The sequence below is a fragment of the Aquamicrobium defluvii genome (genome assembly GCF_004363725.1).
GTDB classification, from domain to species: Bacteria; Pseudomonadota; Alphaproteobacteria; order Rhizobiales; family Rhizobiaceae; genus Mesorhizobium; species Mesorhizobium defluvii.
In genome coordinates, this window is sequence record NZ_SNZF01000025.1 from 20,832 (window position 1) to 47,050 (window position 26,219).

A 26,219-nucleotide genomic window follows, 5' to 3' on the forward strand; every position below is an offset into this window, starting at 1 on the left:
GCCTCTGCTCCTCAGCCTCTCAATGTTTTGCCCAGGGCACGAAACGCCGCTCCAGCGCCTCGAGCGCAAGAATGGTGAGATAGCCCATGACGGAGATCACGACGATGCCGACGAACATCCGCGAGACGGCGAAGGTCTGCCACGACGCCCAGATGAAGAAGCCGACGCCGCTGCGCGCGCCGAGGAACTCGGCCGCCGCGATGATGATGTAGGACGAACCGGCGGCGAGCTTCAGCCCTGTGAAGATGCTCGGCAGCGCGGCGGGGAAGGCGATGCGCCTGAAAGTCTGGAATCTGGTCGCGCCGGCATTCCTGGCGACATCCATGTAGATCTGGGGTGTCTGCATCACCCCGCCCATGGTGTTGTAGAACATCAGGAAGAACACGCCGATGGCGATGACGACGAATTTCGAGGCGTCGCCGACACCGAATATCAGCAGGATCAGCGGCAGGATGGCGATCTTCGGCACCGGGTAGAGCGCCGCGAAAATCGGCCCCAGCACCCGGCGGGCCGGTCGCGACAGGCCCAGGATGAGGCCCATGACGATGCCGGGCACGGCGCCCATGACATAGCCGATGCCGACACGGCGCAGCGTCGCGCCGATATGCTGGAACAGCTCCAGGCTCACCGTCATGCGCCAGGCGGTTCCGGCGATCGCGCTCGGAGCCGGGAAAAAGCGCCGGTCGATCAGGTTGAACTGGCTCGACAATTCCCACAGGAGCAGCAGCAGCAGCGGGCTGAAATAGGAGGCGATGCGGAACAGCCGTTCGCGGCGCGCCGGTGCCTTGAGGCGGCGCAACTCGTCTTCGGTGAGTGTGACGGGAGCGGCGCTCATCTCATGCCCTCGCAGGGGAGGCCAGCAGGCGCCAGACCTCGTACGTCATATCCCAGAACCGCTTGTCGCGCCGCATCTCGACAACGTCGCGCGGGCGTTCGAACGGCACGGTCAGGTTGGAGATCAAGGTGCCGGGGCGCGGCGACATGACGAGCACGCGGTCGGCCAGCGTCAGCGCCTCGTCGACGCTGTGGGTGATGAACACCACGGTCTTGCCGGTCGTCTCCCAGATGCGCAGCAGCTCCTGCTGGAGGACGAGGCGCGTCTGCTCGTCCAGCGCGCCAAAGGGCTCGTCCATCAGCAGAATCTCGCGATCGTCCACCAGGGCGCGCGCCACCGAGACGCGCTGCTTCATGCCCCCGGAAAGCTGATGCGGCCGCGCGGTGGCAAATTCGGCAAGTCCAGTCAGGGCCAGCATGTCACGCACGCGTGCATCCTGCCGGGCGCGGGAAACGCCTTTGAGGCTCAGAGGAAAGGCAATGTTTTCCGAGACCGTCAGCCACGGCAGGACGGACGCTTCCTGAAAGACCATCGCAGGGGGCGTGGCGCTGTGCAGCTTCACGGTGCCGCTGAGCTTTTCCTCAAGGCCGGCGAGGATACGCAGCACCGTGGTCTTGCCGCAGCCGCTCGGCCCGACGATGCAGACGAACTCGCCGCGCGCCACCGAGAAGCTGACATCGGAGACGGCCAAGGTCACGCGGTCGCCCTCGCTGTCGTAGAACGCCTTGGTCAGATGGCTGACCTCGATGGCCGGCTGTGCCTGTTGCATCGCGGCCGGGCGCACCGCTTCCTGCACCGTCGCCATCACGGCTTGCTTGCGAGCAGATCGTTGGCGCGCTTGAGGAGATCGATGCGATAGACGCTCTCGATATCCACCGGGCCGTCATATTCGAGCGCGCCGCGCTTGCGGAAGAACTCCTCCTGCTCACGCACCGAAGCCATGTCGATGGCTCCGTCCTCGGAGCGGACGGTGTAGGGGATGCCGCGCAGGGCATCGGGTTCGGTTCCCGTATACTTCGCCACGACTTCGAGGATCCTGGCATCCTCCCATCCGCCATTGTCGAGCAGGCGGGCGGCCTTGAGATAGGCCGCCATGAAGCGCACCACCGCATCCTCGTTCGCGGTCACGAAATCCTGGTTGAAGGCGATCAGGCCGAGCTCGGTGCCGAAGGTGTGATCCTCGACCAGACGACGGCCAAGCCCCTGTTTCTCCAGCTGTCCGGCGAAGGGCTCGATGCTCCAGCCCGCCTCCAGCCCGCCATTGGCGAAGGCGGCTGCGGTTGCCGGCGGCGGCAGGAAAACCGGCTCGACATCCTCGATCGTCAGCCCGCCCTTCTCAAGCGCCCTGGCGACAGAGAACATGCCGAACCCGCCGGGGCCGGGAATGCCGACGCGCTTGCCCCTGAGGTCGGCGACGGTCCGGATTCCTGCGTCCCAAGCCGTCTGCGAGACCATGAACGGCGACGGAGAGGGGACGGTGGACGGCATGCGGGCCGAGGTGGCGATGATCGCGACCGTGGCCCCGCGGTCCAGCGCATTGAAGAGGCTGGAGGCCCAGGTGGCGGCGCCCGCCTCGATATTGCCGGACGCCAGCATCTGGATGGTCTCTGCCGTGTCGCCTTTCGGGGACAGCGTCACATCGACGCCGAAATCCTCGAAGAAGCCAAGCTCTTTCGCAACGAAGAAAGGCGCATAGTCGGCGTAGGGAGAATAAAGGAACTCCAGCTTCGGCAGATCCTGCGCCCATACCGGCAGGGCGAATGAGGGAGCCAATACCGCGGCCGCAGCAGCGGCCATGAGACTACGACGACTGATTGAAGACATGCGCGGGTCTCCCCCTTGTGCGCGAGTGCGTCTTTCCGGCCTCCGTATCCGACGGTTCTGTCGTTTCCCCTGAAGCGAAGACGCGTGCAGATGACCAGAGGGTCCGGCCGAAGGTGGTTTTTCTACATCTGATGTATCAAAATTGCAATCAGATATTTCTGTTGTGTCGGATCGGCCAGAGTCCATGCCGGCCTCGTAAGGGTGGCATCGGGTTGCCGTCTGGCGGGAAAAGCGATCCGGCATGACGGCAGCCGGTTCCCGGGCGGCCTTCACGATCCGGTGCGGGCAGCCGAAACTAGGGTGACGTCGCGCAGGGTCAGGCTTTTTCCAGACCGCACCAGTCTGCGATGAACAGGGCGGTCGACTGGGTGACGCGGCGCACGGATTCCAGATCGACACGCTCGTTGAACCCGTGGATCGCCTCCGCGCGCGGGCCGTAGACCAGCGCGGGCGTGTCGGCGTATAGGCCGAAGAAGCGCGCGTCCGTGGTGGCGGTGATCGCCTCGTGCCCGAGCGGCTTGCCGGCGACAAGGCTGTGGGCGCGGTCCAGCGCGGCCAGCGCCTCGCGCGCCGTCTCGCCCTTGTGATCCCTGAAGGAATAGCCCTCGGCGGCGAAGCCGTTGTAGACTATCTCCGGGCGGTTCTTCGCGAGAAAGGGGTGGCTGCGGGCCGCTTCCAGAACGGCCTCCTCGATCATGTGGCGCATCTCGTCGAGGTCCTGGCCGGGGAACACGCCCATGCGCACGTCGAAAACGCACCAGGCAGGCACCGAGCTGGCCCAGTCGCCGCCCTCGATCTTGCCGATGTTGAGATTGAGCGCGTGGCTGTGCCCGGCATAGTCGTGATGGCGGCATTCCGGCGCGTTCATCCGATGCTCCAGCCGGTGCAGCGCCTCGAACAGGGGAATTGCCGCCTCAATGGCGTTGGCGCCCGAACCTGCATAGGCGACATGGGTCGGCAGGCCCTTCAGGCGCACCTTAAACCAGATCACCCCGACCTGCGAGGATACGAATTTTTCGGCGAAGGGTTCGGGGATCAGCGCCGCATCGGCGCGATAGCCGCGCTGGAGGCAGGCCAGCGCGCCATTGCCGGTGCATTCCTCCTCGACGACCGACTGGAAGAACACGTCGGCGGCGGGACGCAGGCCGAGCTGCTTCAGCGCCTCGATGGCAAACAGGTTGGAGGCCAGCCCCGCCTTCATGTCGCCCGCACCGCGGCCATACATCCAGCCGTCGTCGATATGGGCGTCGAAGGGGCCACGGTCCCACATGTCCAGCGGGCCGGTGGGCACCACGTCGACATGGCCGTTGAGAATGAGGCTGCGCCCGCCGCGGGTGCGGCTGCGCAGGCTGCCCACCACGTTCACGGCGTCCTCGTAATTGCCGATCACGGGCGAGAAGCCGGGCATGCCGGCGATGTCCGCCACGTCGAAGCGCCAGCGGTCGACCTCGTAGCCAAGGCCGGCCAGCTCGCCCGCGATGAAATCCTGCGCCGACTGCTCGGCACCTCGTGTCGAGGGATGGCGCACCAGCTCGGCCAGAAATTCCAGCTCGCGGTCGAAGACCGCATCGACGGCGTGGAGAATGGCGGTGCTGTCCATCTAGAACCTCGGCAAATCCTGATCGGGGACATGGAAGGGCGCACCTGTGGCGGCACGAAGCTCGGTCAGGTCGGAGCCCAGGGCAATCTCGCGCAACTGCAACCCTTCGGCTGTGATGTCGAACACCGCCATGTCGGTATAGATCCGGTTCACATGGCCCCTGGCGGTCAGGGGCAGGGTGCATCGGTCGAGGATCTTCGGATTGCCCTTGCGGTCCGTGTGCATCATGATGACGCCCACCCGCCGCGCCTTTTGCGCCAGCTCGATCGCGCCGCCCATGCCGGGCGAGAACTTGCCGGGGATTTTCCAGTTGGCCAGATCGCCGTTGGCCGCCACTTCGAAAGCCCCCAGAAGGCTGAGGTCGAGCCGCCCCGAGCGCACGATGGCGAAACTCACCGCGCTGTCGAAAAACGCCGTGCCGGGAATGGCCGAGACATAGGCGCCGCCCGCATCGATCAGGTTGCGGTCGGCCTTGTCGGGCGACAGCACCGGGCCGACGCCCGCGATGCCGTTCTCCGAATGCAGGCAGACCGGCACGCCGGGCTCGACATGTTGCAGGACCTCGGTGGGCAGGCCGATGCCCAGATTGACGGTCATGCCGGGCACGATATCGGCGGCCGCGCGCTTCAGCATCCGCTCCTTAGCGTTGGATGACACCGTAGACCTCCGGCAATTCAGGCAGTTCGACCACAATGTCGATGAAGGTTCCCGACAGGTGGACATGTTCGGGCAGCAGCGCGCCGAGGGGCACCATGCGCTCGGCCTCGACGATGGTCTTGCGTGCCGCCATGGCCATCAGCGGGTTGAAGTTGCGCGCCGAGGCCGAGAAGGAAAGATTGCCGAAGGAATCGGCGCTGTCGGCATGGATCAGCGCGAAATCGGCCCGCAGCGCGGTTTCCAGCAGACCCGTCCTGCCGTCTACGGCAATGCGCGGCTTGCCTTCCTCGATCGGCGTGCCAAGGCCGATATCGGTGACGAAACCCATCATCCCGGCCCCGGCGATGCGGATGCGCTCGGCCAGAATGCCCTGTGGCACGAACTCCACCTCGATTGCGCCCTCGTTCATCATGCGTATGGCGGTCGGGTTGAGGCCGATATGGCTGGTGACCAGCCTCGCCACCTGACCGTTTTCCAGAAGCCAGTCGACGCCCATTCCCGCTTCATTGGCGTCGTTCTTGATGACGGTCAGATTGCGGGGGCCCTGCCGGACCAGTTCGCGGATCAGGCAGAAGGGCGTTCCCGGCACGCCGAAGCCGCCCAGCATGACCGAGGCGCCATCGCCTATGGCGGATATGGCCTCTTCGATCGTGCCGCGCTTGTCAGGAAGTGTCATGCAGATCGCCCGGTATTTGCGGCCCTCCACAGGAGGCTGGCCACGGCTTTCACGAATTTTGGGAACAGACCGCCTTGCACCGAAGCGTCATGCTCATGCCGTTCGCAGCAGAACGTGCAGGCCGGATGGCGAAACGCCGGTCCGGGCGCTGACCTTGTTGCTTGCACGGTGAGCCTGAAGGCTGCTTCGCGTTCGGAATCTGCTTGTCGGGCAGTCTTGACTGCTTCCTGTGCATAGCGCAAACAGATAAACATAATCATGACCATTGATTGGATTTATGATGCGCCCCTATGAAGAGCGTTTCATCTGGCGGCTGGACTGGAACCTCCTGCGCACTTTCACGGCGGTGGTGGAGCAGGGCGGCATCACCCGGGCGGCGGAGTTTCTGGCCCTGAGCCAGCCCACGGTTTCCAGCGCGCTGAAGCGGCTCGAGGACACGGTCGAGAAGCGGCTTCTGGACCGGCGTCCCGGCCATTTCGCGCTGACGCCGGCGGGAGAGACGCTTTACCGCGAAAGCTGCATGCTCTTCGGTTCGATCTCGCGCCTGCCCGGCCTGATGGCGGCGGCCGAGAGCGTGGTCACCGGCCATATCGCCATCGCCATGACCAGCCATGTGGTTTGCCCGCATTTCGACGAGGCGATGTCCCGGTTCAACAGGGATTATCCCGAGGTGACCTACTCGATCTCGATCACCGACAGCGCCGATGTCGTCAGCCGGATACGGCAAAACCAGGCTACGCTGGGCCTGTGCCTCATGCGCGAGGACGATCCCCAGCTCGACAACCGCATCCTGTTTCGCGAATTCTTCGGCCTGTTCTGCGGTCCCGGCCATCCGCTTTTCGGCAGGAAGGACATCGCGCCCGGGGATTTGTCCGGCCAGCCGTCCGTCTCGTTCCAGACCGAGATCGAAAACGGGCCGCTCTATCTGGTGCGGCAGTTGCGCGAGAGGGTGAACCTGCAAGCAGAGCCGCGCGGGGTTTCCGCAAATCTTCCCGAGGTGCGGCGCATGATCGTCAACGGCCTTGGCATTGGCGCGCTGCCCGTCCATGTCGCGCGGCGCGAGGTCAAGTCAGGGCTCCTGTGGCCGTTGCCGCCATGGGAAGAGCTGCCTGCCATCGACATTCATTTCGTCCTGAACCCCCGCCGCAGCCTCAATCCGGCCGAGACCGCATTCGTGACGGTGATGCATGAGATGATCGCGGCAACGCCGTTTGAAGAGCGCACCTATTCCTGACATGCTCATTCTTTCCGGAACGTCATGACCTCGGGCAGGAAATCGCCGCTTTCGGACGACGTGCTCCGGTTTTTGGAATCCGGGTCTCCCGCGCCGGGATTTCGCTATGGCGCTCCGGTTTGGCGGCGGTCATCGCTCGCGGGATTATTTGTCAGATCTATATTTGATATTCAAACTATCTATTTGAAGAATGACCTGCCGCACGCGAGTATCCAGAAAAAATTTCGGAACGCACCGATCCATAACAATCGATAACAATCACCAGCGGGAGACCTCCATGTTTCAATCCATTTCACGGGTCGCGATGCACTCCGCGCTCGTTCTCGGGCTGGCTTTCAGCGCAGCGTTTCCGGCTGCTGCCGATGAACTTGCCTCGATCAGGGAATCGGGCAAGCTGAGCGCCGCCATGTCGGGCCAGTATCCGCCCTTCAGCATGATCGATGAGCAGAACCAGCTTGTCGGTTTCGACGTCGACATCGCCAACGAGATCGCCAAGCGCCTCGGCGTGAAGGGCGAGGTCCTCACCACGGCGTGGGACGGCATCATTCCCGGCCTTCTCGCGCAGAAGTACGATTCAATCGTCGGCTCGATGGCCATCACCGAGGAGCGGCAGAAAGCCGTCGATTTCGTCGGACCGTACTATCGCGACGGCCGCGGCATCTTCGTTCTGAACGACTCTACGGTGAAGGGTCTCGACGATCTCAAGGGCAAGACCCTCGGCGTGACGCTCGGCGAAACCCATGAGAAATGGGCTCGTGAGACGGGGGGCTGGACGATCCGCACCTACAAGGGGCTTCCCGAGCTTGTGATGGAACTGAAGGCCGGCCGCGTCGACGCGGTTGTGGTCGACTACATTGCGTTGCTGGCCGTGATCAAGGAAACCGGCGATCCGATCCACATGCTCGACATCCCCGATATCGAGGGTGCCAGCGTCGGCATCGGCATCGCGATCCGCAAGGACAATCCGGAACTCAAGGCGGCGATGCAGAAGGCGCTCGACGACATGATGGCCGACGGCACCTACGAAACCATTGCCACCAAGTGGATCGGCCGCGACATCCGCTGATCACCATTCGCCGGACCCGCCGGGTCCGGCCTTCCATGGGAGGGGACGATGGACATCGCGCTGATCCAGAGGATTTTTCCCTATTTCCTGGAAGCAGCCGGGGTGACGGTCGTCATCTCGTTCCTGGCCTTCGTTCTGGGGATGGTGCTTGCTGCCGCGCTTACGGCAATGCGGCTGTCGCGCAGCCGGGCCCTTCGCTTCGCCGGCGCCGCCTATGTCAGCGTCTTTCGCGGCACTCCCTGCCTTGTGCAGCTTTTCCTGCTTTATTTCGGCGGTCCGCAGATCGGCATCAACCTGTCGCCCTTCACCGCGGGCTGGATCGGTCTGGGCATGAACATTGCGGCCTATATGGCGGAGTCCATGCGCGGCGCGATCCTTGCCGTCGACCACGGCCAGCGCGAGGCCGCCCGCACCATCGGCTTCGGCCGTGCGCGCACCATGTGGCTGGTGATCCTGCCGCAGGCGGCACGGCTGATGATCCGGCCGCTGGGCGTCAACACGGTGGCGCTGATCAAGGGGTCCTCGCTGGTTTCGGCAATCTCGGTGATCGATCTCGCCTATACGGCGCAGCGCTACATTTCCTCCACCTACAAGCCGTTCGAGGTCTTCGCCGTCGCCGCCCTTCTCTACATGCTGATCGTGATCGCCGTGTCGATGCTGGTGCGGCTGGCCGACCGGCGCTTCGCGATCGACTGAGGGCACGCGCATGCAGGGTCTGGATTTCACGGTTCTCGTCGAATATCTGCCGTTCCTTGCCTGGGGAGCGTGGTGGACGGCGCTGATTTCGGTACTGGCGGGGTTTTTGAGCTTCGGCATGGGTGTCGTTTTCGCGGTGGCGCTGCTCTATGCCCCGGCCGTCATCCGCGCCCCGGTCGCCGGCTTCATGTGGCTGTTCATGGGCACGCCGCTGCTTCTGCAACTCTTCCTGATCTATTTCGGGCTGGTGCAGATCGGCATCGACATTCCCGCGATCTGGTCGGGAGTCATCGGCCTCGGCCTCCACTATGCGGTGTATAACGCCGACATCCTGCGCGCCGGCATCGCCAGCATCGACAAGGGGCAGACCGAAGGTTCGCGCTCGCTCGGCTTCGGGCGGCTGCAAACCCTGCGCTATGTGGTCGTGCCCCAGGCCGTGCGCCTGACCCTGCCGCCCATCGGCAGCAACATGATCGCCCTGCTGAAGGAATCGTCGCTGGTTTCGGTGATCGGCATCGCGGAACTGGTCAATGCAGCCCAGCTCGGCATTTCCTCCACCTTCCGCCCCTTCGAGTTCTACATCGCCGTGGCGGCAATCTATTATCTGCTCAACCTGCTGCTCGAAGGCGTGCTGGCGCTGATCGAAAAGCGCGTGGAGGCTACAAAATGACACAAAACACGCCCATGGTCGAAGTGCGTAACGCACGCAAATCGTTCGGCCATCTGGAAGTGCTCAAGGGGATCGATTTTTCGGTCGGCAAGGGGCAGATCTTTGCGCTGATCGGCCCTTCCGGGTCCGGAAAATCGACGCTGCTGCGCTCGATCAATCAGCTTGAAACGCTGAACGAAGGCGAGGTCTGGCTGGATGGCGAAAGGGTCAACCTCGACATTCAGGGCATGGCCTATGAGCGTCACATCAACCATGTGCGGCAGCAGATGGGCATGGTGTTCCAGCACTTCAACCTGTTCCCGCATCTCACCGTTCTGGAGAACATCACCCTCGGGCCGATCAAGCTGAAGGGGATGGCGAAGGCGGAGGCGCGCGAACTGGCCTGCGATCTGCTGGCCAAGGTGGGTCTGGCCGACAAGGTCGACGTCTATCCGTCGCGGCTGTCCGGCGGGCAGAAGCAGCGTGTGGCCATCGCCAGGGCGCTGGCGATGAAACCCAAGGTGATGCTCTTCGACGAGGCGACATCAGCGCTCGACCCGGAGCTCGTCGACGAGGTCAACGCCGTGATGAAGCAGCTTGCCGCCGAACACATGACCATGCTGATCGTCACGCATGAAATGCGTTTTGCCGACGAGGTATCGGACTATGTCATCTTCATGGATGGCGGCGTTGTCGTCGAGGAAGGCCCTCCCGCGCAACTCTTCCGCAATCCCCGGCAGGAACGCACCCGGCAGTTCCTGCGCAAGCACCTTTCCGCCTGAACCCAGGCTCTTGTCGCACATCCAGCCGAAAGACCCGTCAATGTCCGATACCGCCGTCACCAAACCCGAGCGCGCTCCCTCGCACCTGTTTTATCAGTCGCGCAGTCGCCGCCCCCAGGCCACCCATGCGCAGGGCATCTATATCTGGGACGAAAACGGACGGCGGGTCATCGATGGCTCCTCGGGCGCGATGGTCGTCAACATCGGCCATTCCAATCCCAATGTGATCGCGGCCATGAAGGCGCAGCTGGACCGTGCCACCTTCATCTACCGGCTGCATTTCGAGAACGAGCCGGCCGAGGAGCTGGCGCGCAGGCTGGCAGGACGGATGCCCGGCGATCTGGACAAGGTGTTCTTCGTCTCCGGCGGTTCCGAAGCGGTTGAGTCGGCCATCAAGCTGGCCCGCCAGTGGGCGGTGGCCACCGATCAGGCAGGCCGCTGGAAGGTTATTTCCCGCTTCCCTTCCTATCATGGCGCCACGCTTGGCGCTCTGGCGGTCACAGGCTACAATGCGCTCACCGCGCCGTTCACGCCGATGCTGCCGGCCATGCCGAAGATCGCGGCTCCGACCGCCTATCTCGATCGCGACAATCTGACGATGGAGGAGCGCGGGCTGAAATACGCCGATCTTCTGGAGGCCCGGATCGAGGCCGAAGGCCCCGAATCCGTGCTGGCCTTCATCATGGAGCCGATTGGCGGCGCTTCAACCGGGGCGCTCGTTGCCCCCGACAGCTATTACGCCCGGATCCGCGAGATCTGCGACCGCTACGGCGTTCTTCTCATTCATGACGAGGTCATGAGTGGTGCCGGCCGCACCGGCAAATATCTCGGCGGCGACCACTGGAACTGCCGGCCCGACATCGTCGCCCTGTCGAAGGGCCTCGGTGCCGGCTACGCACCGCTTGGCGCCATGATCGCCTCGGACCGGCTGGTACAGCCTGTGCTCGGCATGGGCGGCTTCGCCCATGGCTACACCTAGAGCATTTTGCAGCCAAATGGAAACATTTGGCGTCGCACAAATGCAGTATAAACAAATAGTTAGATCATTTCATCGATTCGGAGAAACGATGAAATGGTCTATGCCGGCAACCCGCTGGCCTGTGCGGCAGGTCTTGCGGTGCTGGGAGAGATCGACAGGCTCGATCTTCTGGCAAATGCCACGCGCATGGGCGATCGTCTCAAGGGCGGGCTCCACGCATTGGCCGAACGCTATCCCTTCATCGGAGACGTGCGCGGCAAGGGCCTGCTTCTGGCTGCCGAATTCGTCTCGGACAAGCAGACGATGGCGCCGCTTCCGGCCGGGCTCAACGCCTATAACAGGGTGGTCGAACTGGCTTATGAGCGCGGGCTCATCATCTATTCGCGCCGCACGCGCGGTGGCGTCGACGGCGATCACTTCCTGATCTGTCCGCCGATGATCGTGACCGGGGCCGAGGCGGACGAAATCCTCTCCATACTTGACGACACCCTGAGCGCTCTGGCGTGGGAGCTCAAGCTGCCAATGGCAGGCTTCTGATATACGGCCCGGAACGCCGGCCATCTCCTGCTCCGGCGTCCGGTCCCTGCATTGCTGCGCGGACCGACGCCGGGCGCTTTCGCGGCTTCAGCGCACGACGAGCACAGGCAGTGTCGTGTGGGCCAGCACTTCCTGGGTCTGGCTGCCAAGCAGCAGGCGCGCAGCGCCACGCCGGCCATGCGACGACATGACGATCACATCGCAATCCCTCAGCTTCGCTGTCCTGACGATGGCCTCGGCGGGATGATCGTCAATCTCATGCAGCAGATCGACGGTGACGCCGTGTTCGGCGGCGCGCTGCTCGATCGACCGGAACCGGTTCTTCATCTCCTCGTCGATCTGCTGGTCATAGCGGACAACCGGGTCGGCGATGCCGCCCAGGGCGGCCGCGCGCGCCGCCTCCTGCCGCAGCGGTTCCGAAACGTTCAGCACCGTCACTCTGGCGCCTAGCGGTGCGGCGAGCGCCAGACCGTGTTCGACGCCTCTGGCTGCGAGCTCCGAGCCATCGGTTGCAATAAGGATATGTTTGTACATTTCTTTTCTCGCTGACATTGTGTGCGGCGTTTTGCACCGGCACCGATCCGGTGCCCGGTCAAGGGGATCAGGGTTTTTCGACCCGCGCCACCTGATAGGTCTGCATGGTCCCGTCCTGCCTGATCGAGACATATTCGCCGGTGACGAAACTTTCCTCGCCGAGGCGGAAGCCGATCTCGTTGTCGGCGTCGCCTTCCTCATAGTCGAAATACCATTGCCCGCCGGGCTTGCGCCGCAGGCGGCCGATGCGCTCGCCGTCGTTATCGGAAAAGCGGCGGACACGGCAGAAGGCCTGATGTGTCTTCCATGTGGCGGCGTCGAGGCATCCGGTCTCGTCGAGCGGCACGAGAAGATCGTAGCCCTCTTCGCGGTCGCCCTGTGGGTGGCCTGCGGTCCGCGCGAGAAGAAGTCTCACGTGGCGGAAGTTCGGTGTCAGGTCCTTCAGTTCCGTCATGGTCTGGTCTCCTTTTCTTCCACAATGCGAGGTCCGGCGCACCGCGCCTTGATCCGCATCAAGGAAGCCGGGTGGAATGCAGCATCCCCTGCCCCCTGCTTGTCGTTTCGGTGCGGGCCATGTGTAACGGCAAGGCTGCGCCTCAGCCGGAGGGCAGGGCGAGGATCGAACCGACGATTTCCGGCGGGCTGAGGCCGGCGTCGATCCGCTGCCAGCCGACCGTGCCGGCATCCCGCTGCAACTGCCGCGACAGGATATCCACCGTGGCGTCCGAAGTGCCGCCCTTGCGGCGTTCCACCCTTTGCCAGAGAACGTCGGGCGCAGCCTCCAGCCAGATACCGAGAAACGGCAGGCCGAGCGTTGCGGCCGCGTTTTCAATGCGCGCGCGATCCGCCGGGCGGTCGAAGACGGCGTTGGCGACGACACAGCCGCCCGCCGACAGGACGACACCCGCACGCCAGACCATATCGCCGTAGACCTGTTCGGAGATTTCGGGCCGATAGGCCTTTTCCGGCAGGCGTGTTTCCGGCGGCACGCCGTGCATGGCCTTGCGGATGCGGTCGCTTTCCACGATGCGCGCTCCCGGAGGCGCCCCGACATGCGCGGCCAGAGCATCGGCAATCGTCGTCTTGCCGGAGCCGCTGAGGCCGCCGATGGCGACGAGCCGGGCCGGCCGCTCCTCCAGCAAGGCCGTTGCGAGGGTGAAGTAGCTCCGCGCCTCGTCGCCCACAACCTTTGCGTCGCCACCGCCTTCGGCAGCTTGCGTCCCGAGGACATGCGCCCTTATTGCCGCCCTTACCGCCATGAAGAAGGGCAGGAGGACGAAACCGTCCTCGTCGTCGGCCTCATCGAGATAGCGGTTCGTCACCAGATTGGCGAGCTCGGGAAAGCCGCGATGCCACAGGTCCATCAGCAGAAACGAGACGTCGTAGAGAACGTCTGTCGTGGCGATCTGCTCGCTGAACTCGATGCAGTCGAACAGGCAGGGTTCGCCGCGCACGAGGCAGATGTTGCGCAGATGCAGGTCGCCATGGCAGCGGCGAACCTTGCCGGCGGCGGCGCGGCTGTCGAGCAGGGTCGCGTGACGCGCGAGCGCGGCGTGAAAGCCGGCATCGAGCGCGCCGACCCCTGCCTCGTCGAAGAAGTTGCCGGCCGCGAACCCGGCCCGGTTGATTTCCAGAATGCGCCGCATGTTGGCCGCGCCATCCCCGGCATCCGCGATGGGCGCTTCGCGATGGAAGCGCCGGATCGTGCGCGCCGTTTCGGTCAACAGCCCGGGCGTGAGCCGGCCTTCCCGCGCCATGCGGTCGAACAGGGCCGACTGATCGAAGCGCCGCATTTCCACGACGGCGTCGACAAGCGGCCCGTCGCCATCGAATTCGAGGGCGCCGCCGGCGCCGCGCGTAATGCGCCGCGCACCGAGGTAAAGGTCCGGCGCGGTCATCGAGTTGAGCTCGACCTCGCGGACACAGGCCGCAAGGCGCCGCTGCGGCGTCGAGAAGTCGGCATAGGGCAGTTTCACGGCGCGCTTCATCTTGTAGGCGCGCTCACCCGTCAGGAAGACGCGCGATATATGGGTGAGCATCGTCTCGACGCCCGCGCCGCCATGGGTGGCCGGGTCCGAAAGGAACGCGACAGCCTCGGCCTGCCCGTCTGTATCCAACGTCCGTCTCCGCAAATATCGTGGCGGGCTTGCAGACCGGCTGCCGGCCCGCGCTCGTCAGCGGGCCATGAACACCGGCAGCGGCGGGCTTTCGAGCATGGAACTGGTGACGCCGCCGAAAATCCGCTGCCGCAATCTGGAGTGGCCGTAGGCACCCATGACCAGAAGATCGGCGGCGGTGTCGACCGCATGCTGGCGCAGCGCGGAGGCGACGTCTCGCCCCTGGCTTGGCACCCGGTCCACCACGACCCTGACGCCATGGCGCGCGAGATAGGCGGCGGCGTCCGCGCCCGGTTCCTCGCCATGCTCCTCGTTGCCCTCGACCGGATCGACGAGAACGAGATGCACGTCTTCGGCAGTCCGAAGCAGCGGAAGCGACCATGCAACGGCCTGCGAGGATTCGAGCCGCCCGTCCCATGCGACCATGATCCGTTTCGGCGAAAGGGTGGGTGTGTGGCCTGCCGGGACCAGCAGCAGCGGCTTGCCCGCATGGAACAGCACACCCTCGACCACATTGGTTTTCAGCTCGTCGGACGAAAGCCCGTCCGGTCCCAACAGGGCCATGTCGGCATAGCGGGCGCGGCGGCCGATGGCTTCGTCGGCCCAGGCGATCTCCTGGTATTCGCTCGCTATGTCGGACGAGATCGTCATGGAGGCAAGCAGGCCGGAGACCGCGTCCGTGCGCGCCTGGAGCTTTTCCAGATCGACCTGCCTTTCCTGATACCAGGCTTCTGAAACGACCGCCGCATAGGCGCCGATCGGTGGCGGCGCGGCCAGCCCTACGACGAAGACGGCGAGATGCGCCTCGACGTCCTCACAAAGCGCGGCGCCGAGCTTGAGATCGGCGTCGCCATGGCCGGGGGAAGTCACTGTCAGGATTGTCTTGAAGCTCATCGGGATGCTCCGCGGTGCTTTCTTCACATCCCCTCATAGCAGATGCCGGAACCGAAGCGCTTGCGTTGGATCAAAGGCTTTGTCCCGGAGGAGCGAACCCGAGCCGGCGTCCGGTGCGGTGTCGGATCATGCGAGCACGTCGAACAGCGTGAGGATCCAGACGATCTGGAAGAGCAGGGCGAATGCCACGAAGACGGCGTCATAGCGCTCGGAATCGACAAAGAGCGCGCCGGCTGCGCCAGCGACGAGCAGCGACTGCCGCACCGGATAGGCCCAGCCGTAGACATGGTGGTAGTAGCTCTGGCCCTTGGTCATCGTGTCGACGACGTCCACCAGCAGCAGAACGAGGAGGAGCGCGTAGAACCATTTCCTGCGCTGCCGGAAATAGTCGCGGAAGCCCTTGTATTCGCTGATCTGGTCGGGAAAAAGCATCGCCGCCAGCATGACGAAGACGATCGAATAGCAGATCAGCAGGAAATAGAGGGGAAAGGTCCAGACCCTGATCTGTGACAGGGCGAACTCGAACCACCAGAAATGGATGATGAACAGGAAGAGGAACGCCACCCAGCCCAGATGGACGGCATAGACCTTCTCCGTGCCCGGATGCTGGAGGAAGCGGGTTACGCCGGTAACCAGACGGGCGACGCTGATGCCCAGCACCATGCCCACGATGATGCGGATGTGCACGAATATCTCGTGGCTCTCCTGGATCGGCGCGTCGACATTCATATGTGCTTCCAACCTGCGGACTGCCTGCGCGGCATCGGTCCGGAACCGGACCGGCTACGCACGATGCGTAGCGCAAGGACCCCGGCTGCCGCAAGAAAATCCGGAAAAGCTGCGATCCATCTGCCTCGCCGGCTTCAGATATGGCGAGAGGGTTTGCCGGTCTGGCGCCGCAGGTTGCCGGGGCTTGCCCCGCGGCATCGTTTCATGACGGAAGACAGGTGGCTGTGACAGGGGAAGCCGCACAACGCCGCGATTTCGGCAAACGGCTTGCCGGATGAGACGATGAGCCGTTCGGCAAGGTCGAGCCGGCATTGCAGCACATATTGATGCGGGGGTTGCCCGGTGGTCTGCCGGAAAGCGCGCAGGAGATGGCTTGGCGAGAGGCCGCCGGCGGGATGAACGCGACCATCGACTCACTGTTTGACGAACATGCCCGCTACCGTTCGTTCTTCGACGCGCTGAAGAAGGCCGTGTCCGAAGGCGACAAGGCGGCTGTGGCGGCGATGGTCGATTATCCGTTTCAGGCGCGCATCGACGGCAAGTCGGTGAAGATCGGGGATGCGGCCCATTTCGTTGCCGACTACGACAAGGTCGTCACGGCGAAGGTGAAGAGCGCGCTTCATGCGCAAGGCTATGAAAGCCTCTTCGCGAACTGGCAGGGCGTGATGGTCGGAGACGGGTAAATCTGGTTCTACGGCGTCGGCGACGCCAACGAGATCAAGTACGATCACCGGGGTCACGATGTGGGGGCCGCCGTGGCCGGAGCGGTGCTCGGTGCGATCGTCGAGGGCATGGCGCAGGACAAGAAGAGCAAGCGGCATCACACGACTTCCAACCACGCCCCCGCAAGCGGCTACAATGGCTGCCACGGCGTCGGGTGCCTGGTCGACAATTCCGGCCAGACGGTGGACGATACGCCCCAGTTCGACAGGCAGGGCGAGCCGAATTTCGACGAGCATGGCAACTATCAGGGCTGCCATGGCCTGGGCTGCCTTGCAGACGATCCCGACGAATAGTCAGTCGCGTTCAGTGGGCCAGTGCCGGTCGGCCGGGCGGGCTGTGGTGGGCGAGGGCGCCGCTTCCATTCGGATGGATACGGCCTTGCCTTCCCGCCGCGCAGCGGGACCGCGCCGGTCCCAACCTTCGGGAATGCGGTGACATATCCGGGTTGCGGACCGGATATTTCGCAAAGCCGCCATCAGCTGCCGTTGCTGCGCCGGGCTCTTCAACTGACGGCAAATTCTTCATGGGTGCGCAGGAAACGGAGGAAATCCTCGCCGCCCAGAATGAGGTCCCGCTCGATCGCGGTCCTCGCCCTGGCAGGTTTCCGCTCCCTCAGCGCGGCGATCACATTCTGATGCTCCGCGGCACCGATATATTTGTGCTCGCCTTCCTTGAAGAAGACGGTCAGCATCGGCCCCATCGACACCCAGAGGCTTTCGATATGCGCAACCAGCATATCCATTCTGGAAAGCCTGTAGACCGCAAAATGGAAATCGCGATTGTAGCGGAAGGCGTCCTCCGGGTCGCCGGCCCGGTCGACCTTCTCGAAGATCGTCTGGATCTCCACCAGCCGGTCGATCTCCTCTTCCGTGGCGGTCTCGGCGGCCAGCCCGGCGGCCAGTCCTTCCAGCGAGAGCCGTATGGTTCTCACTTCCATGTAGCGGGCCAGCGTCATGGGCGGCACGGTGACAAAGCGGCCCGAACGCAGTTCCAGCCCGCGCTCGCTGACCAGCCGCAGGCATGCCTCGCGAACCGGAGTGACGCTGGTGCCGAGCTTCTCGGCAAGGTCCTGCATCACCAGCCTTTGCCCGGGCCTGAACTGACCGGAGATCAACCCTTCGCGCAAGGCAATGTAGGCGCGGGCGGAAAGATTGCCCTGCTCTAGCGGCTGGATGTTCACGGTTGCTTCTCCTTCCCACCTTTTAAATAGCGTCATCACCTTGGGGACGATTCTACAAGATATAATTTGCCGGCGGGCACGTGTGCCGGGGCTGGCTCGCCGCCTCAGGCAACCAGCGGGCGCGCTATCTCTTCGACGCCCTTCGCGTCGAGCCTGTAGTGGCGATAAAGATGGGTCGGCCGGGCGATGAGGCTGAATTCGTCCCTGATGCCGTGACGGACCAGGCGCGCGCCGCCGCCCTCTTCCGCCAGCACTTCCGCAACCGCGCCGCCCAGGCCGCCAAGCACATTGTGCTCTTCGACGGTCAGGATCACCCGCGAGGTCTTCGCCGCCTGCATCACCGCCGCGCGGTCCAGGGGTTTGATCGTATGCATGTCGATCAGCCCGACGGAATAGCCCTCTTCCTGCAAGGCCCGCATCGCGGTCCGGGCCGGATGAACGGGCATGCCCGTCGCTATGATGGTGAGGTCCCGGCCCAGCTCGTGGATGACCGCCTTTCCGAATTCGAAGGGCGTATCGCGCGCGTAGACTTCAGGATCGTGCCCCCGGGAGATACGGAAATAAATGGGCTGCGGGTAATCGACGGAAGCCCTGAGCGCGGCGGCGAATTGCGGGCCGTCGGCCGGCGACACCACGGTCAGATCGGCGATGGAGCGCATGATGGCGATGTCTTCGGTGGCGTGGTGGGATGTGCCGTAGAAGCCCATCGAGATGCCCGTATGATGACCGATCAGCCGCACCGGTTGCGCGCAATAGGCGACGTCCATGCGGATCTGCTCGCAGCACAGCAGGGCCAGGAACGAGGCGAAGGTCGCGACATAGGGGATCACGCCTGTCGTGGCCATGCCCGCTGCCGCCGACACCATGTTCTGCTCCGATATGCCGAACTGGGTGAAGCGTTCCGGAAAACGTCCGGCGAAGCCTGTCAGGCCGTTGGAGTGCTGGAGGTCGGCCGTTCCGGCCACCACGGGATGTCCGGCCTCGGCGAGTTCGATGAGGGTGTCGGAAAGAACGGAGAGCGAAGGCGCGCGCTTGTTGAGTTCGCGATACTGCCAGCTGTCGGGATGGAGAGTCGAATTCATGCTGTACCTTCGCTGGTGATAGCGGGACTGGTGATGCCGGTGCCCGCCACCTCGGCATCGGCGCCGGCAAGGATGGTTTCGCGCGCGCGGCGTTCGTCTTCCGGCGCAAGGTAGCCGAGGTGCCAGCCCGGTTCCGTTTCCATGTAGTCGATGCCCTTGCCCTTCACGGTTCGGGCGATGATGCAGCAGGGCTGGCTGCGCGTCCTGTCGGCCTTGATCCGGCGCAGCAGGTTGGCCAGCGCAACCACATCGTGGCCGTCGACCTCGTGCACCTCCCAGCCGAAAGCCCGCCACTTGTCGGCGAGCGGCTCCACGGCGGCAATGTCGTCGACACTGCCGTCGAGCTGGTAGCCGTTGCGGTCCACGATGGCCACCAGCCGCCCCAGCCTGTGGGTCGCGGCGCTGAGCGCGGCTTCCCAGACCTGCCCTTCCTGCATCTCACCGTCGCCCAGCAGCACGAATACGTCGAAATCCTGCTTGCGGAAGCGCGCGCCCAGCGCCATGCCGACGCCGTTCGAAAGAGCGTGGCCGATCGAGCCGGAGCTGAAATCGACACCGGGAACCTTGCGCATGTCGGGGTGATCGCCCAGCGGGCTGCCCAGGCGGGTGTAGTCGTCGAGCCAGGCTTTGTCGAAGAAGTCGAGATCGGCCAGCACAGGAAACTGGCCGACCGCCGCATGGCCCTTGCCCATCAGGAAGCGGTCGCGCCCGGGCCAGCCGGGCTCGCCGCGGCGAATGTTCATGGTGTCGTAATAGAGGGTCGAGAAGATTTCGGCGCAGGAAAAGACGGACGAATAGTGTCCGACTTTCGCGATCGAGATCAGCCTGATCGTCTCAAGCCGCACGAACCGCGCACGTTCGCGCAGGCGCCCGGCCTCCTGCGGGGTGACGGGCCCGGGATCCGAAACATTTCGTGGCCATGAAGTTGCGCCCGTTGGCTCCATTTTGTCCCCTCGCTGGTTCTATGCGCCCCGGCGCTCGACATCTTATAAGTTATAAGATACTGGATTGAGCCGCAATAGCAATCGCCAGCACTGCGGGAAACACAGCATGCTTCACAACTCGGCGCGTGCCATCGACATGAAACTGCATCTGCACTCGCAGACAGATCCGAGGCGTCACGAGCAGGAAGGCCCGCTGATCATCACCGGCGGCGAGGGCGTGTATGTGCGCGACGATGCCGGCAGGCGCTACATGGAAGGGATGGCGGGCCTGTGGACGGCATCGCTGGGCTTCAACGATGCGAGGCTGGCCGCCGTGGCCAGCGACCAATTCGGCCGGCTGGCAAACTATCATACCTTCAATCACCGTTCCAACGAGGCGTGCATCGACCTCATGGACCAGATCGCTTCGGTCTCGCCGCTGGCCCCCTGCAAGATATTCCTCGCGAACTCCGGCTCGGAAGCCAACGATTCGATGATCAAGCTGGCCTGGTACTATCAGGCCGCGCGCGGCAAGCCGGGCAAGCGCCGCATCATCAGCCGCAAGGGCGCGTTCCATGGCAGCACGGTCATGGGAGCGGCGCTCAGCGGCCTGCCGCATATGCACAGGTCATTCAACATGGCCACGGACGACATCCTTTACGCCGGCAAACCGCATCACTATCGCGAAGCCCGGCCGGGCGAGAGCGAGGAAGAATTCGTCGACCGGCTCATCCATGAACTGGAGGCGATCATCCTGCAGGCCGATCCCGACAGCGTGGCGGCCATGATTGCCGAGCCGGTGATGGGCGCCGGCGGTGTGATCGTTCCGCCGCAGGGCTATTTTCCCAGATTGCGAAAGCTGCTCGACAAATACGACATCCTGCTTCTGGCCGACGAGGTGGTCTGCGGTTTCGGACGCACCGGCAACTGGTTCGGCAGCCAGACCTTCGGCTTCGTCCCCGACATGTTCTCGGTCGCCAAGGGCCTGTCGTCGGGCTATCTGCCGATCGCCGCTGTGGTCGTATCGGACAAGCTCTATCAGGCGATCGCCGACGAAGGCCAGCGCAACGGGGTGTTCGGCCACGGCTTCACCTATTCGGGGCATCCCGTCACATCGGCGGTGGCGGCGGAGGCGCTGCGAATCTACCGTGAAATGGACGTCGTTGCGCGTGCCCGCAGCCTTGGCGAACGCATGCGGACGCGGCTGGCCGAGGCTCTGGCCGAGCATCCGATGGTGGGCGAGATCCGCTCGGTCGGCCTCATAGCGGGGGTCGAACTGGTGGCGGACCGTGCCACCGGGGAGAGCTTTCCGGCCGAGGCGCGTGTCGGTGCGCGGGTCGAGCGTGCGTGCCGCGCGCACGGCATCATCCTTCGCAACATGGGCGACGTGCTGGCGCTTTGCCCGCCATATGTTATCGAGCCGGAACAGATAGACGAACTCGTACAGGCGCTGTCGTTTGCGATAGAAGACGTGCGGGACGAACTCGAACGCTGATATTCCAGCGGTCGTCATTATTGAAGGCCAGTATTCATGGATGGACACGAATGAAATACCCGCAGGTAGGACTTTTCATCGACGGGGCGTGGAGTGCGGCTTCGGAGGGCGGGACGCTGGACGTCCAGAATCCGGCGACGGGCGAGGTGATCGGGACTGTCGCCTGCGCCACCCGCGCCGATCTCGACCGGGCGCTGGCGGCGGCCGAGCGCGGTTTCCGGGTGTGGCGCAAGGTTTCGCCCTTCGAGCGCAGCAAGGTGCTGCGCGAGGCGGCGCGGCTGCTGCGCGAGCGCGCGCCGGGTATCGCCGGGCTCCTGACCGCCGAGCAGGGCAAGCCGCTGGGCGAGGCGATGGCCGAGATCAACGGCTCGGCTGACATCATCGACTGGTTCGCCGAAGAGGGCCGGCGTACCTACGGCCGCATCGTGCCGGCGCGGGCGGAGGGCGTCAGCCAGCTCGTCGTGAAGGAGCCGGTCGGTCCGGTGGCGGCCTTCACGCCGTGGAACTTCCCGGTCTCGCAGGCCGTGCGCAAGATCGGCGCCGCCCTTGCCACCGGCTGTTCGATCATCGTCAAGCCGCCGGAGGAAACGCCCGCCTCGCCGGCCGCGCTCGCCGATATCTTCAGGGATGCCGGCCTGCCTGCCGGCGTGCTCAACCTGGTCTACGGCAATCCGCCCGACATCTCGGGCTATCTGGTGCCGCATCCCGTGATCCGCAAGGTGTCGTTCACCGGCTCGGTCCCGGTCGGCAAGCATCTGGCCGCTCTGGCCGGCCAGCACATGAAGCGGGCGACGATGGAGCTTGGCGGCCATGCCCCGGCCATCGTGTTCGACGATGCCGATCTCGACAAGGCGGCGGAGCTGCTGGCCGCATCGAAGCTGCGCAATGCCGGGCAGGTGTGCGTGTCGCCCACCCGCTTCCTGATCCAGGAACGGGCCTACCAGCCGTTTCTCGACAAGTTCGTGGGCAAGGTGAAGGCCGTCAAGGTGGGCGACGGTCTGGCCGAGGGCACGCAGATGGGGCCGCTGGTCAACGAGCGGCGGGTTCAGGCGGTCGATGCGCTGATCGCCGAGGCGGTCAGCCAGGGCGCGAAGCTGGAGACCGGCGGCAAGCGCATCGGCAACAAGGGCAGCTTCTACGAGCCCACGGTGCTGTCGGGCGTCACCGGCGACATGCGCATCATGAACGAGGAGCCGTTCGGGCCGGTGGCTCTGGTGGCGCCGTTCAGGAGCTTCGATGACGTTGTGGCCGAGGCCAACCGTCTGCCCTACGGGCTTGCCGCCTATGCCTTCACCGCCTCGGTGAAGACGGCGACTGAGCTGGGACAGGCGCTGGAGACGGGCATGCTGACCCTCAACCATCTCGGGCTGGCGCTGCCGGAAGTGCCGTTTGGCGGCGTCAAGGACAGCGGCTACGGCTCCGAGGGCGGAACGGAGGCCCTCGAGGCATATCTGGTCACCAAGTTCATAACCCAGGCAGCACGGTAACGGTGGACGGAATGTGGACCGGAAGCCGTTGCGCTTCCGGTTCCCGTTTGCGGGCGACGTGCCCGGATCGCCGTGCGTCCGTCCAGACACACAAAGGACGATCTGAATTATTGATAGAGCATCGGGATCACCGAAAACCGGATTCCAATTTTTGGTCCGATGTTCTAGCTGGGGTAACTGTTTCTGTTTTCGTCGCGTGTGAAGAAAGCGCGTCTTGCCATACCGTGAACGGTGATCTGGCCGGCTCATTCCGGTCCACGACCAACCGGAATGGAGAGAGACGATGAATTACTTTGCTGGACTGGATGTTTCCCTTGAGATGACGAGCATCTGCATCGTGGATGCGGACCGGATTGAACACAGGTTGACCAAGCCCAACCACCCCTGGACCAATGGCCAGGTCGAGCGGATGAACACACCATCAAGGACGCCACCGTCTCAAGCGCTTCCACCACGAAAACCACGACCAGTTGCGAGCCCACCTCGCGGACTTCCTGGCAGCCTATAACTTCGCCCGAAGACTCAAGACGCTCAAAGGCGTCACCTCATACGAATTCATCTGCAAACGATGGACTGCAGAGCCGGATGGATTCATCTTGATTCCGATCCACCAGATGCCGGGACTAACACATGGAAGCTGCGCGCCATCGGCAAGCGCTTCGGTCAGGACATCTGGCAGAAGAACACGCTCGGCAACCAGACCGGACCGGTCGCGCCCAAGGCGCATCGCGGCATCTACCAGCAGGAGACGCGGCGCGTCGAGGATCTGGCGGTCTACGAAATGGCCGAGCTTGGCGCCGGCGCGCAACTGGCCGGCCCGTATCTGGTCGAGGCCGAGACCTTCACCGCCTATCTGAAGGACCAGCATCATGGTGAGATCGACCGCTACGGCAATCTCGTCGTCACCGTCGCCTAACCCAACGACTGTATGAGGCAATGACCGCCATAGACTCCACCAGCAAGCCTGAACTCGACACTTCGGAACGGCGCGTTGACCCCTTTCTGATGTCGGTATTGAAAAGCCGTTTCGAGGCGATCGTGCGCGAGATGACGCTGGTCGTCATGCGCGCCAGCCGCTCGGCCGTCATCAAGAACGCGCGCGACTTTTCCTGCGCCATCCTGACCTACGACCACAAGCTGGTCTCCGTCGAGGATGCGTTGCCCATCCATGTCATGTCGATGGACATGGCGACCCGTCCGCTGACCGAGCTGTTCGACGACGTGTCTCAGGGGGGATATCTTCCTGAACAACTGTCCGTTCACCGGCGGCACCCACCATGCCGACCTGATCATGGCGATGCCGGTGTTCTTCGAGGGCGAGCCGCTGTTCTGGGTCGTGGCGCTCTCGCACCATGCGGACACCGGGGCGCCGGTGCCGTCGACCTATCTGCCTTTCGCCAAGAACATCTTCGAGGAAGGTCTCCACTTCCCGTGTGTGCGGGTTGCGCAGAACTATCAGGAAAAGAAGGACATCCTGCGTATCGGGACCATGCGCAACCGCGTGCCCGACATGTGGCTGGGCGATGTGCGCGCCCAGATCGGTGCCCTGCCGCACAGGCGAGCGCCGCATCGGCGTATTCAACAATCTGGATGAGAGCATCCCGCACAATGAAGGCGCCAAGTCGCAGATCAAGGTTCTGCTTCGCGAAGGCAGCGCCATCGGCAAGCCGAAATATCCGGTCGGGACGTCGGTCGCCACCACCAATGTCAACGACCGCCTGATGATCGCCGGAAACTGCGTGTTCTCGCGCATGGGCGCGCCTTACGGGCAGGCCGAAAGCGGCTCGCACCTTCCCGCAGGCGTTGGCGTCATCTCCGCCTCGACCCCTTCAAGAACGGCGCCCGGATCGAGTTCACGGCCTGCGGCGGCGGTGGTTATGGCGATCCGCTCAGGCGCGATCCCGTTCGGGTGGCGGCGACGGTGAACCGCGGCTGGCTGAGCCCGGAGGACGCGGAAAGGGTGTACAAGGTGGCGCTCGCCGAGGAACCGCAGATCGGCGTGTATGTCGTGGACGAGGCTCGTACCGCAACGTTGCGCGCAGCCTGACGCGGTCAGGGAGAGTTGCGAAGGCGCTTCGAGGGGAGGGGCGTCCGGCAGGACCGGGCGAAGTGGCATGCACGAGCGGCGAAAGATAACCGGGCCGACATTCCGCCTCGCGGATGTCGCCTTGCTCCCGCTGGCGGCCGTCATCTATGGCGGCATCTTCCCGGTCAACCGTCTTGCGGCGGAAGCGCTGTGGCCCCCGATGGGTTTCGCCTTTGCCCAGTCGCTGCTGGCTGGCCTCGTGCTTGCCTTCGCCGTGATCGTGTCCGGCGGCCGTCTCGCGATCTCGGGCGCCCATCTGCGTGTCTATCTGATCGTAGGCGGTATGGTGGTGGGGCTGCCGATCGGCATACTGGTGTCGGCAGCGCCGCATCTCGACGCTTCGGTTCTGACGCTTGTGCTTTGCCTTTCGCCCATCCTCACCCTGTTCATCGGCGCACTGGCCGGTCTGGAACGTTTTGACCGGCGCGTATTGCTTGCCATGCTGCTGGGCGCGGCAGGCGTCGTACTGGTGGCGCTGCCCGGCGTCGGCGCGACGGGAACCGGCAGCATCTTCTGGTTCCTGATCGCGCTCGTCGCGCCGGTGATGTTCGCCACGGCCAATAATTGCGCCAAGTGGCTGCGCCCGCCGCAAACGCCTTCGGTGATGATGGCGGCGGGGACGCTGATGGGGGCGGCGGTGGTTGCGGGCGTTGTCATGCTCGCTCTCGGCAGCGACCTTTCACCTGCGAGGTGGAGTGGGGAGACAGTGCTGCCGCTGGCCCTTGCAACCACAATAAATGCGATCTTCTTCTTCCTTTTCTTCCATCTGGTCGCTGCAATCGGTCCCGCGCGGTTTTCCCTTTTCAACTATCTGGCGGTCGCGGCAGGCATTCTCTGGAGCATGATCGTCTTCGATGAAAGGCCGGTGGCATCGTTCTGGATCGCCCTGATCCTCATGCTGGCGGCCATGTATCTGGCTCTGTCGCGCAAACCCGCCAACTGAGTGCCAGATGCAGACACCACGCACCCCAGGCGCAGGGTGCGAATCTGAAATACAGAGCCACGCTTCACCTTCAACGCGACCCACATCAACGGGCAATTCGGGGCAGCCGCCGCCTGAAGCGTATACGCAGGCAAGCCCCTCCGGCGTTTCGGGAATTCGCAACGGAACCCTTCAATGCGACGCCTGACAAGATCATGCAGGCTCTGCATCATGTCAGATGGATTCAACGCAATTCATGGGTTTTGTTTCGCGATAGAGTACCGCCTGCGCATCAAGTTGCCCGTCTTCGCAACGATCGGAAAGCCTGTGCCAGCCAGCTCCTTCATGTCCGGAACTGCCACCAGCGTCACTTTCCCGGCAGGCATATCCGCCATGTGCGGGCGGGCAGTGCCGGTCTGTGGCTGTGGTCCGCTGGCGGAAGTGGCGGCCGGCATGGGCATGCTCGGGCTCGGCTGCGCTGCGCTCGCAATCTGAAGAGCCGGAAGTGGAGG

Annotated in this window: 30 protein-coding genes and 3 pseudogenes; 18 read left to right on the plus strand and 15 right to left on the minus strand. The window is 64.1% G+C overall.

Translation table 11 applies throughout. From position 1 onward, the window contains the following. Window positions 1-19: 19 nt before the first annotated feature. The 6 genes from DES43_RS16795 to DES43_RS16820 all read right to left on the minus strand — a co-directional run bounded on the left by DES43_RS16795 (window position 20) and on the right by DES43_RS16820 (window position 5,592). Window positions 20-835 (minus strand): ABC transporter permease, encoded by an 816-nt coding sequence (locus DES43_RS16795; RefSeq protein ID WP_035031131.1) that lies wholly within the window; start codon window positions 833-835, stop codon window positions 20-22. A 1-nt stretch (window position 836) separates the two neighbouring features. After that, window positions 837-1,640: an ABC transporter ATP-binding protein gene (locus DES43_RS16800; RefSeq protein WP_051520743.1), complete on the minus strand. Its 804-nt coding sequence runs from the start codon at window positions 1,638-1,640 to the stop codon at window positions 837-839. Beyond that, window positions 1,640-2,659 carry an ABC transporter substrate-binding protein gene (locus DES43_RS16805; RefSeq protein WP_133675830.1) on the minus strand — a complete coding sequence of 340 codons (1,020 nt, stop codon included), beginning with the start codon at window positions 2,657-2,659 and terminating at the stop codon, window positions 1,640-1,642. Before DES43_RS16805 ends, DES43_RS16800 begins: the two co-directional genes overlap by 1 nt. Window positions 2,660-2,975: 316 nt before the next feature. Beyond that, window positions 2,976-4,259, minus strand: a complete 1,284-nt coding sequence (locus tag DES43_RS16810) for an ArgE/DapE family deacylase (protein ID WP_035031137.1) — start codon at window positions 4,257-4,259, stop codon at window positions 2,976-2,978. Continuing rightward, complete coding sequence (locus DES43_RS16815; protein WP_245264775.1) at window positions 4,260-4,916, minus strand: 3-oxoacid CoA-transferase subunit B; 657 nt, start codon at window positions 4,914-4,916, stop codon at window positions 4,260-4,262. It abuts the gene before it with no gap. Beyond that, window positions 4,900-5,592, minus strand: coding sequence for a CoA transferase subunit A (locus DES43_RS16820; protein WP_035031297.1), 693 nt, complete (start codon window positions 5,590-5,592; stop codon window positions 4,900-4,902). Before DES43_RS16820 ends, DES43_RS16815 begins: the two co-directional genes overlap by 17 nt. A gap of 277 nt (window positions 5,593-5,869) precedes the next feature. Between DES43_RS16820 and DES43_RS16825 the strand changes: the two genes are divergently transcribed. The 6 genes and pseudogenes from DES43_RS16825 to DES43_RS22980 all read left to right on the plus strand — a co-directional run bounded on the left by DES43_RS16825 (window position 5,870) and on the right by DES43_RS22980 (window position 11,535). Then, window positions 5,870-6,826, plus strand: coding sequence for a LysR family transcriptional regulator (locus tag DES43_RS16825; RefSeq protein ID WP_035031147.1), 957 nt, complete (start codon window positions 5,870-5,872; stop codon window positions 6,824-6,826). Window positions 6,827-7,130: 304 nt separating this feature from the next. Then, complete coding sequence (locus DES43_RS16830; RefSeq protein ID WP_425352119.1) at window positions 7,131-7,892, plus strand: ABC transporter substrate-binding protein; 762 nt, start codon at window positions 7,131-7,133, stop codon at window positions 7,890-7,892. A 48-nt stretch (window positions 7,893-7,940) separates the two neighbouring features. Continuing rightward, complete coding sequence (locus DES43_RS16835; RefSeq protein WP_035031158.1) at window positions 7,941-8,588, plus strand: amino acid ABC transporter permease; 648 nt, start codon at window positions 7,941-7,943, stop codon at window positions 8,586-8,588. Between the two features lie 10 nt (window positions 8,589-8,598). Next, on the plus strand, window positions 8,599-9,258 hold the full coding sequence (locus tag DES43_RS16840) for an amino acid ABC transporter permease (protein WP_035031163.1): 660 nt from the start codon (window positions 8,599-8,601) through the stop codon (window positions 9,256-9,258). Continuing rightward, on the plus strand, window positions 9,255-10,019 hold the full coding sequence (locus DES43_RS16845) for an amino acid ABC transporter ATP-binding protein (RefSeq protein WP_035031166.1): 765 nt from the start codon (window positions 9,255-9,257) through the stop codon (window positions 10,017-10,019). Before DES43_RS16840 ends, DES43_RS16845 begins: the two co-directional genes overlap by 4 nt. A gap of 40 nt (window positions 10,020-10,059) precedes the next feature. Further along, window positions 10,060-11,535: pseudogene (locus DES43_RS22980) on the plus strand (aminotransferase family protein). Window positions 11,536-11,622: 87 nt separating this feature from the next. Here DES43_RS22980 and DES43_RS16860 read toward each other — a convergent pair. The 6 genes from DES43_RS16860 to DES43_RS23385 form a co-directional block, all read right to left on the minus strand. Next, window positions 11,623-12,069: a universal stress protein gene (locus DES43_RS16860; RefSeq protein ID WP_035031170.1), complete on the minus strand. Its 447-nt coding sequence runs from the start codon at window positions 12,067-12,069 to the stop codon at window positions 11,623-11,625. Window positions 12,070-12,136: 67 nt separating this feature from the next. Next, window positions 12,137-12,523, minus strand: a complete 387-nt coding sequence (locus DES43_RS16865; RefSeq protein WP_035031172.1) for a hypothetical protein — start codon at window positions 12,521-12,523, stop codon at window positions 12,137-12,139. A gap of 142 nt (window positions 12,524-12,665) precedes the next feature. Continuing rightward, window positions 12,666-14,186, minus strand: a complete 1,521-nt coding sequence (locus DES43_RS16870; protein WP_035031174.1) for a bifunctional aminoglycoside phosphotransferase/ATP-binding protein — start codon at window positions 14,184-14,186, stop codon at window positions 12,666-12,668. A 57-nt stretch (window positions 14,187-14,243) separates the two neighbouring features. Further along, window positions 14,244-15,080, minus strand: a complete 837-nt coding sequence (locus DES43_RS16875) for a universal stress protein (protein WP_035031176.1) — start codon at window positions 15,078-15,080, stop codon at window positions 14,244-14,246. A gap of 126 nt (window positions 15,081-15,206) precedes the next feature. After that, a complete protein-coding gene (locus DES43_RS16880; RefSeq protein WP_035031179.1) occupies window positions 15,207-15,809 on the minus strand; it encodes a hypothetical protein in 603 nt (200 codons plus the stop codon). 134 nt (window positions 15,810-15,943) lie between these two features. Further along, window positions 15,944-16,174, minus strand: coding sequence for a helix-turn-helix transcriptional regulator (locus DES43_RS23385; RefSeq protein WP_084496594.1), 231 nt, complete (start codon window positions 16,172-16,174; stop codon window positions 15,944-15,946). A gap of 3 nt (window positions 16,175-16,177) precedes the next feature. Between DES43_RS23385 and DES43_RS16890 the strand changes: the two genes are divergently transcribed. Both DES43_RS16890 and DES43_RS16895 read left to right on the plus strand, forming a co-directional pair. Then, a complete protein-coding gene (locus DES43_RS16890) occupies window positions 16,178-16,492 on the plus strand; it encodes a hypothetical protein (RefSeq protein ID WP_084496595.1) in 315 nt (104 codons plus the stop codon). A 60-nt stretch (window positions 16,493-16,552) separates the two neighbouring features. Then, window positions 16,553-16,825 (plus strand): hypothetical protein, encoded by a 273-nt coding sequence (locus DES43_RS16895; RefSeq protein WP_198027553.1) that lies wholly within the window; start codon window positions 16,553-16,555, stop codon window positions 16,823-16,825. Between the two features lie 209 nt (window positions 16,826-17,034). Here DES43_RS16895 and DES43_RS16900 read toward each other — a convergent pair whose 3' ends face one another. The 3 genes from DES43_RS16900 to DES43_RS16910 form a co-directional block, all read right to left on the minus strand. Further along, on the minus strand, window positions 17,035-17,712 hold the full coding sequence (locus DES43_RS16900; RefSeq protein ID WP_035031182.1) for a GntR family transcriptional regulator: 678 nt from the start codon (window positions 17,710-17,712) through the stop codon (window positions 17,035-17,037). Window positions 17,713-17,816: 104 nt separating this feature from the next. After that, window positions 17,817-18,794: a transketolase family protein gene (locus DES43_RS16905; RefSeq protein WP_035031185.1), complete on the minus strand. Its 978-nt coding sequence runs from the start codon at window positions 18,792-18,794 to the stop codon at window positions 17,817-17,819. After that, window positions 18,791-19,738: a transketolase gene (locus DES43_RS16910; RefSeq protein WP_051520745.1), complete on the minus strand. Its 948-nt coding sequence runs from the start codon at window positions 19,736-19,738 to the stop codon at window positions 18,791-18,793. Before DES43_RS16910 ends, DES43_RS16905 begins: the two co-directional genes overlap by 4 nt. A 106-nt stretch (window positions 19,739-19,844) precedes the next feature. On the opposite strand from DES43_RS16910, the gene DES43_RS16915 reads away from it, so the two are divergent. From DES43_RS16915 to DES43_RS22465, 10 genes and pseudogenes are all read left to right on the plus strand, one after another. Next, on the plus strand, window positions 19,845-21,212 hold the full coding sequence (locus tag DES43_RS16915) for an aminotransferase (RefSeq protein WP_035031187.1): 1,368 nt from the start codon (window positions 19,845-19,847) through the stop codon (window positions 21,210-21,212). Between the two features lie 50 nt (window positions 21,213-21,262). Then, entirely contained in the window at window positions 21,263-22,699 is a 1,437-nt protein-coding gene (locus DES43_RS16920; protein ID WP_035031190.1) for an NAD-dependent succinate-semialdehyde dehydrogenase, read from the plus strand. Between the two features lie 352 nt (window positions 22,700-23,051). Next, a pseudogene (locus DES43_RS16930) lies at window positions 23,052-23,322 on the plus strand (integrase core domain-containing protein); the annotation flags it as partial. After that, window positions 23,268-23,615, plus strand: a complete 348-nt coding sequence (locus DES43_RS22460; protein WP_035031193.1) for a hypothetical protein — start codon at window positions 23,268-23,270, stop codon at window positions 23,613-23,615. The pseudogene DES43_RS16930 and the gene DES43_RS22460, both read left to right, overlap by 55 nt. Before the next feature lie 131 nt (window positions 23,616-23,746). Next, window positions 23,747-23,866: pseudogene (locus DES43_RS23205) on the plus strand (hydantoinase B/oxoprolinase family protein); the annotation flags it as partial. Between the two features lie 121 nt (window positions 23,867-23,987). After that, a complete protein-coding gene (locus DES43_RS23210) occupies window positions 23,988-24,293 on the plus strand; it encodes a hydantoinase B/oxoprolinase family protein (protein WP_280940175.1) in 306 nt (101 codons plus the stop codon). Then, a complete protein-coding gene (locus DES43_RS22990) occupies window positions 24,223-24,624 on the plus strand; it encodes a hypothetical protein (protein ID WP_245264776.1) in 402 nt (133 codons plus the stop codon). The genes DES43_RS23210 and DES43_RS22990 overlap by 71 nt, the downstream gene beginning before the upstream one ends. Next, the gene (locus DES43_RS23215; protein WP_280940174.1) at window positions 24,621-24,746 is read left to right on the plus strand and encodes a hypothetical protein; all 126 of its coding nucleotides are present in this window, start codon (window positions 24,621-24,623) and stop codon (window positions 24,744-24,746) included. Before DES43_RS22990 ends, DES43_RS23215 begins: the two co-directional genes overlap by 4 nt. 67 nt (window positions 24,747-24,813) lie before the next feature. After that, window positions 24,814-25,728: a DMT family transporter gene (locus tag DES43_RS16940; RefSeq protein ID WP_035031196.1), complete on the plus strand. Its 915-nt coding sequence runs from the start codon at window positions 24,814-24,816 to the stop codon at window positions 25,726-25,728. Window positions 25,729-26,052: 324 nt separating this feature from the next. Next, window positions 26,053-26,202, plus strand: a complete 150-nt coding sequence (locus DES43_RS22465; protein ID WP_156953528.1) for a hypothetical protein — start codon at window positions 26,053-26,055, stop codon at window positions 26,200-26,202. The last annotated feature ends 17 nt before the right edge of the window (window positions 26,203-26,219 follow it).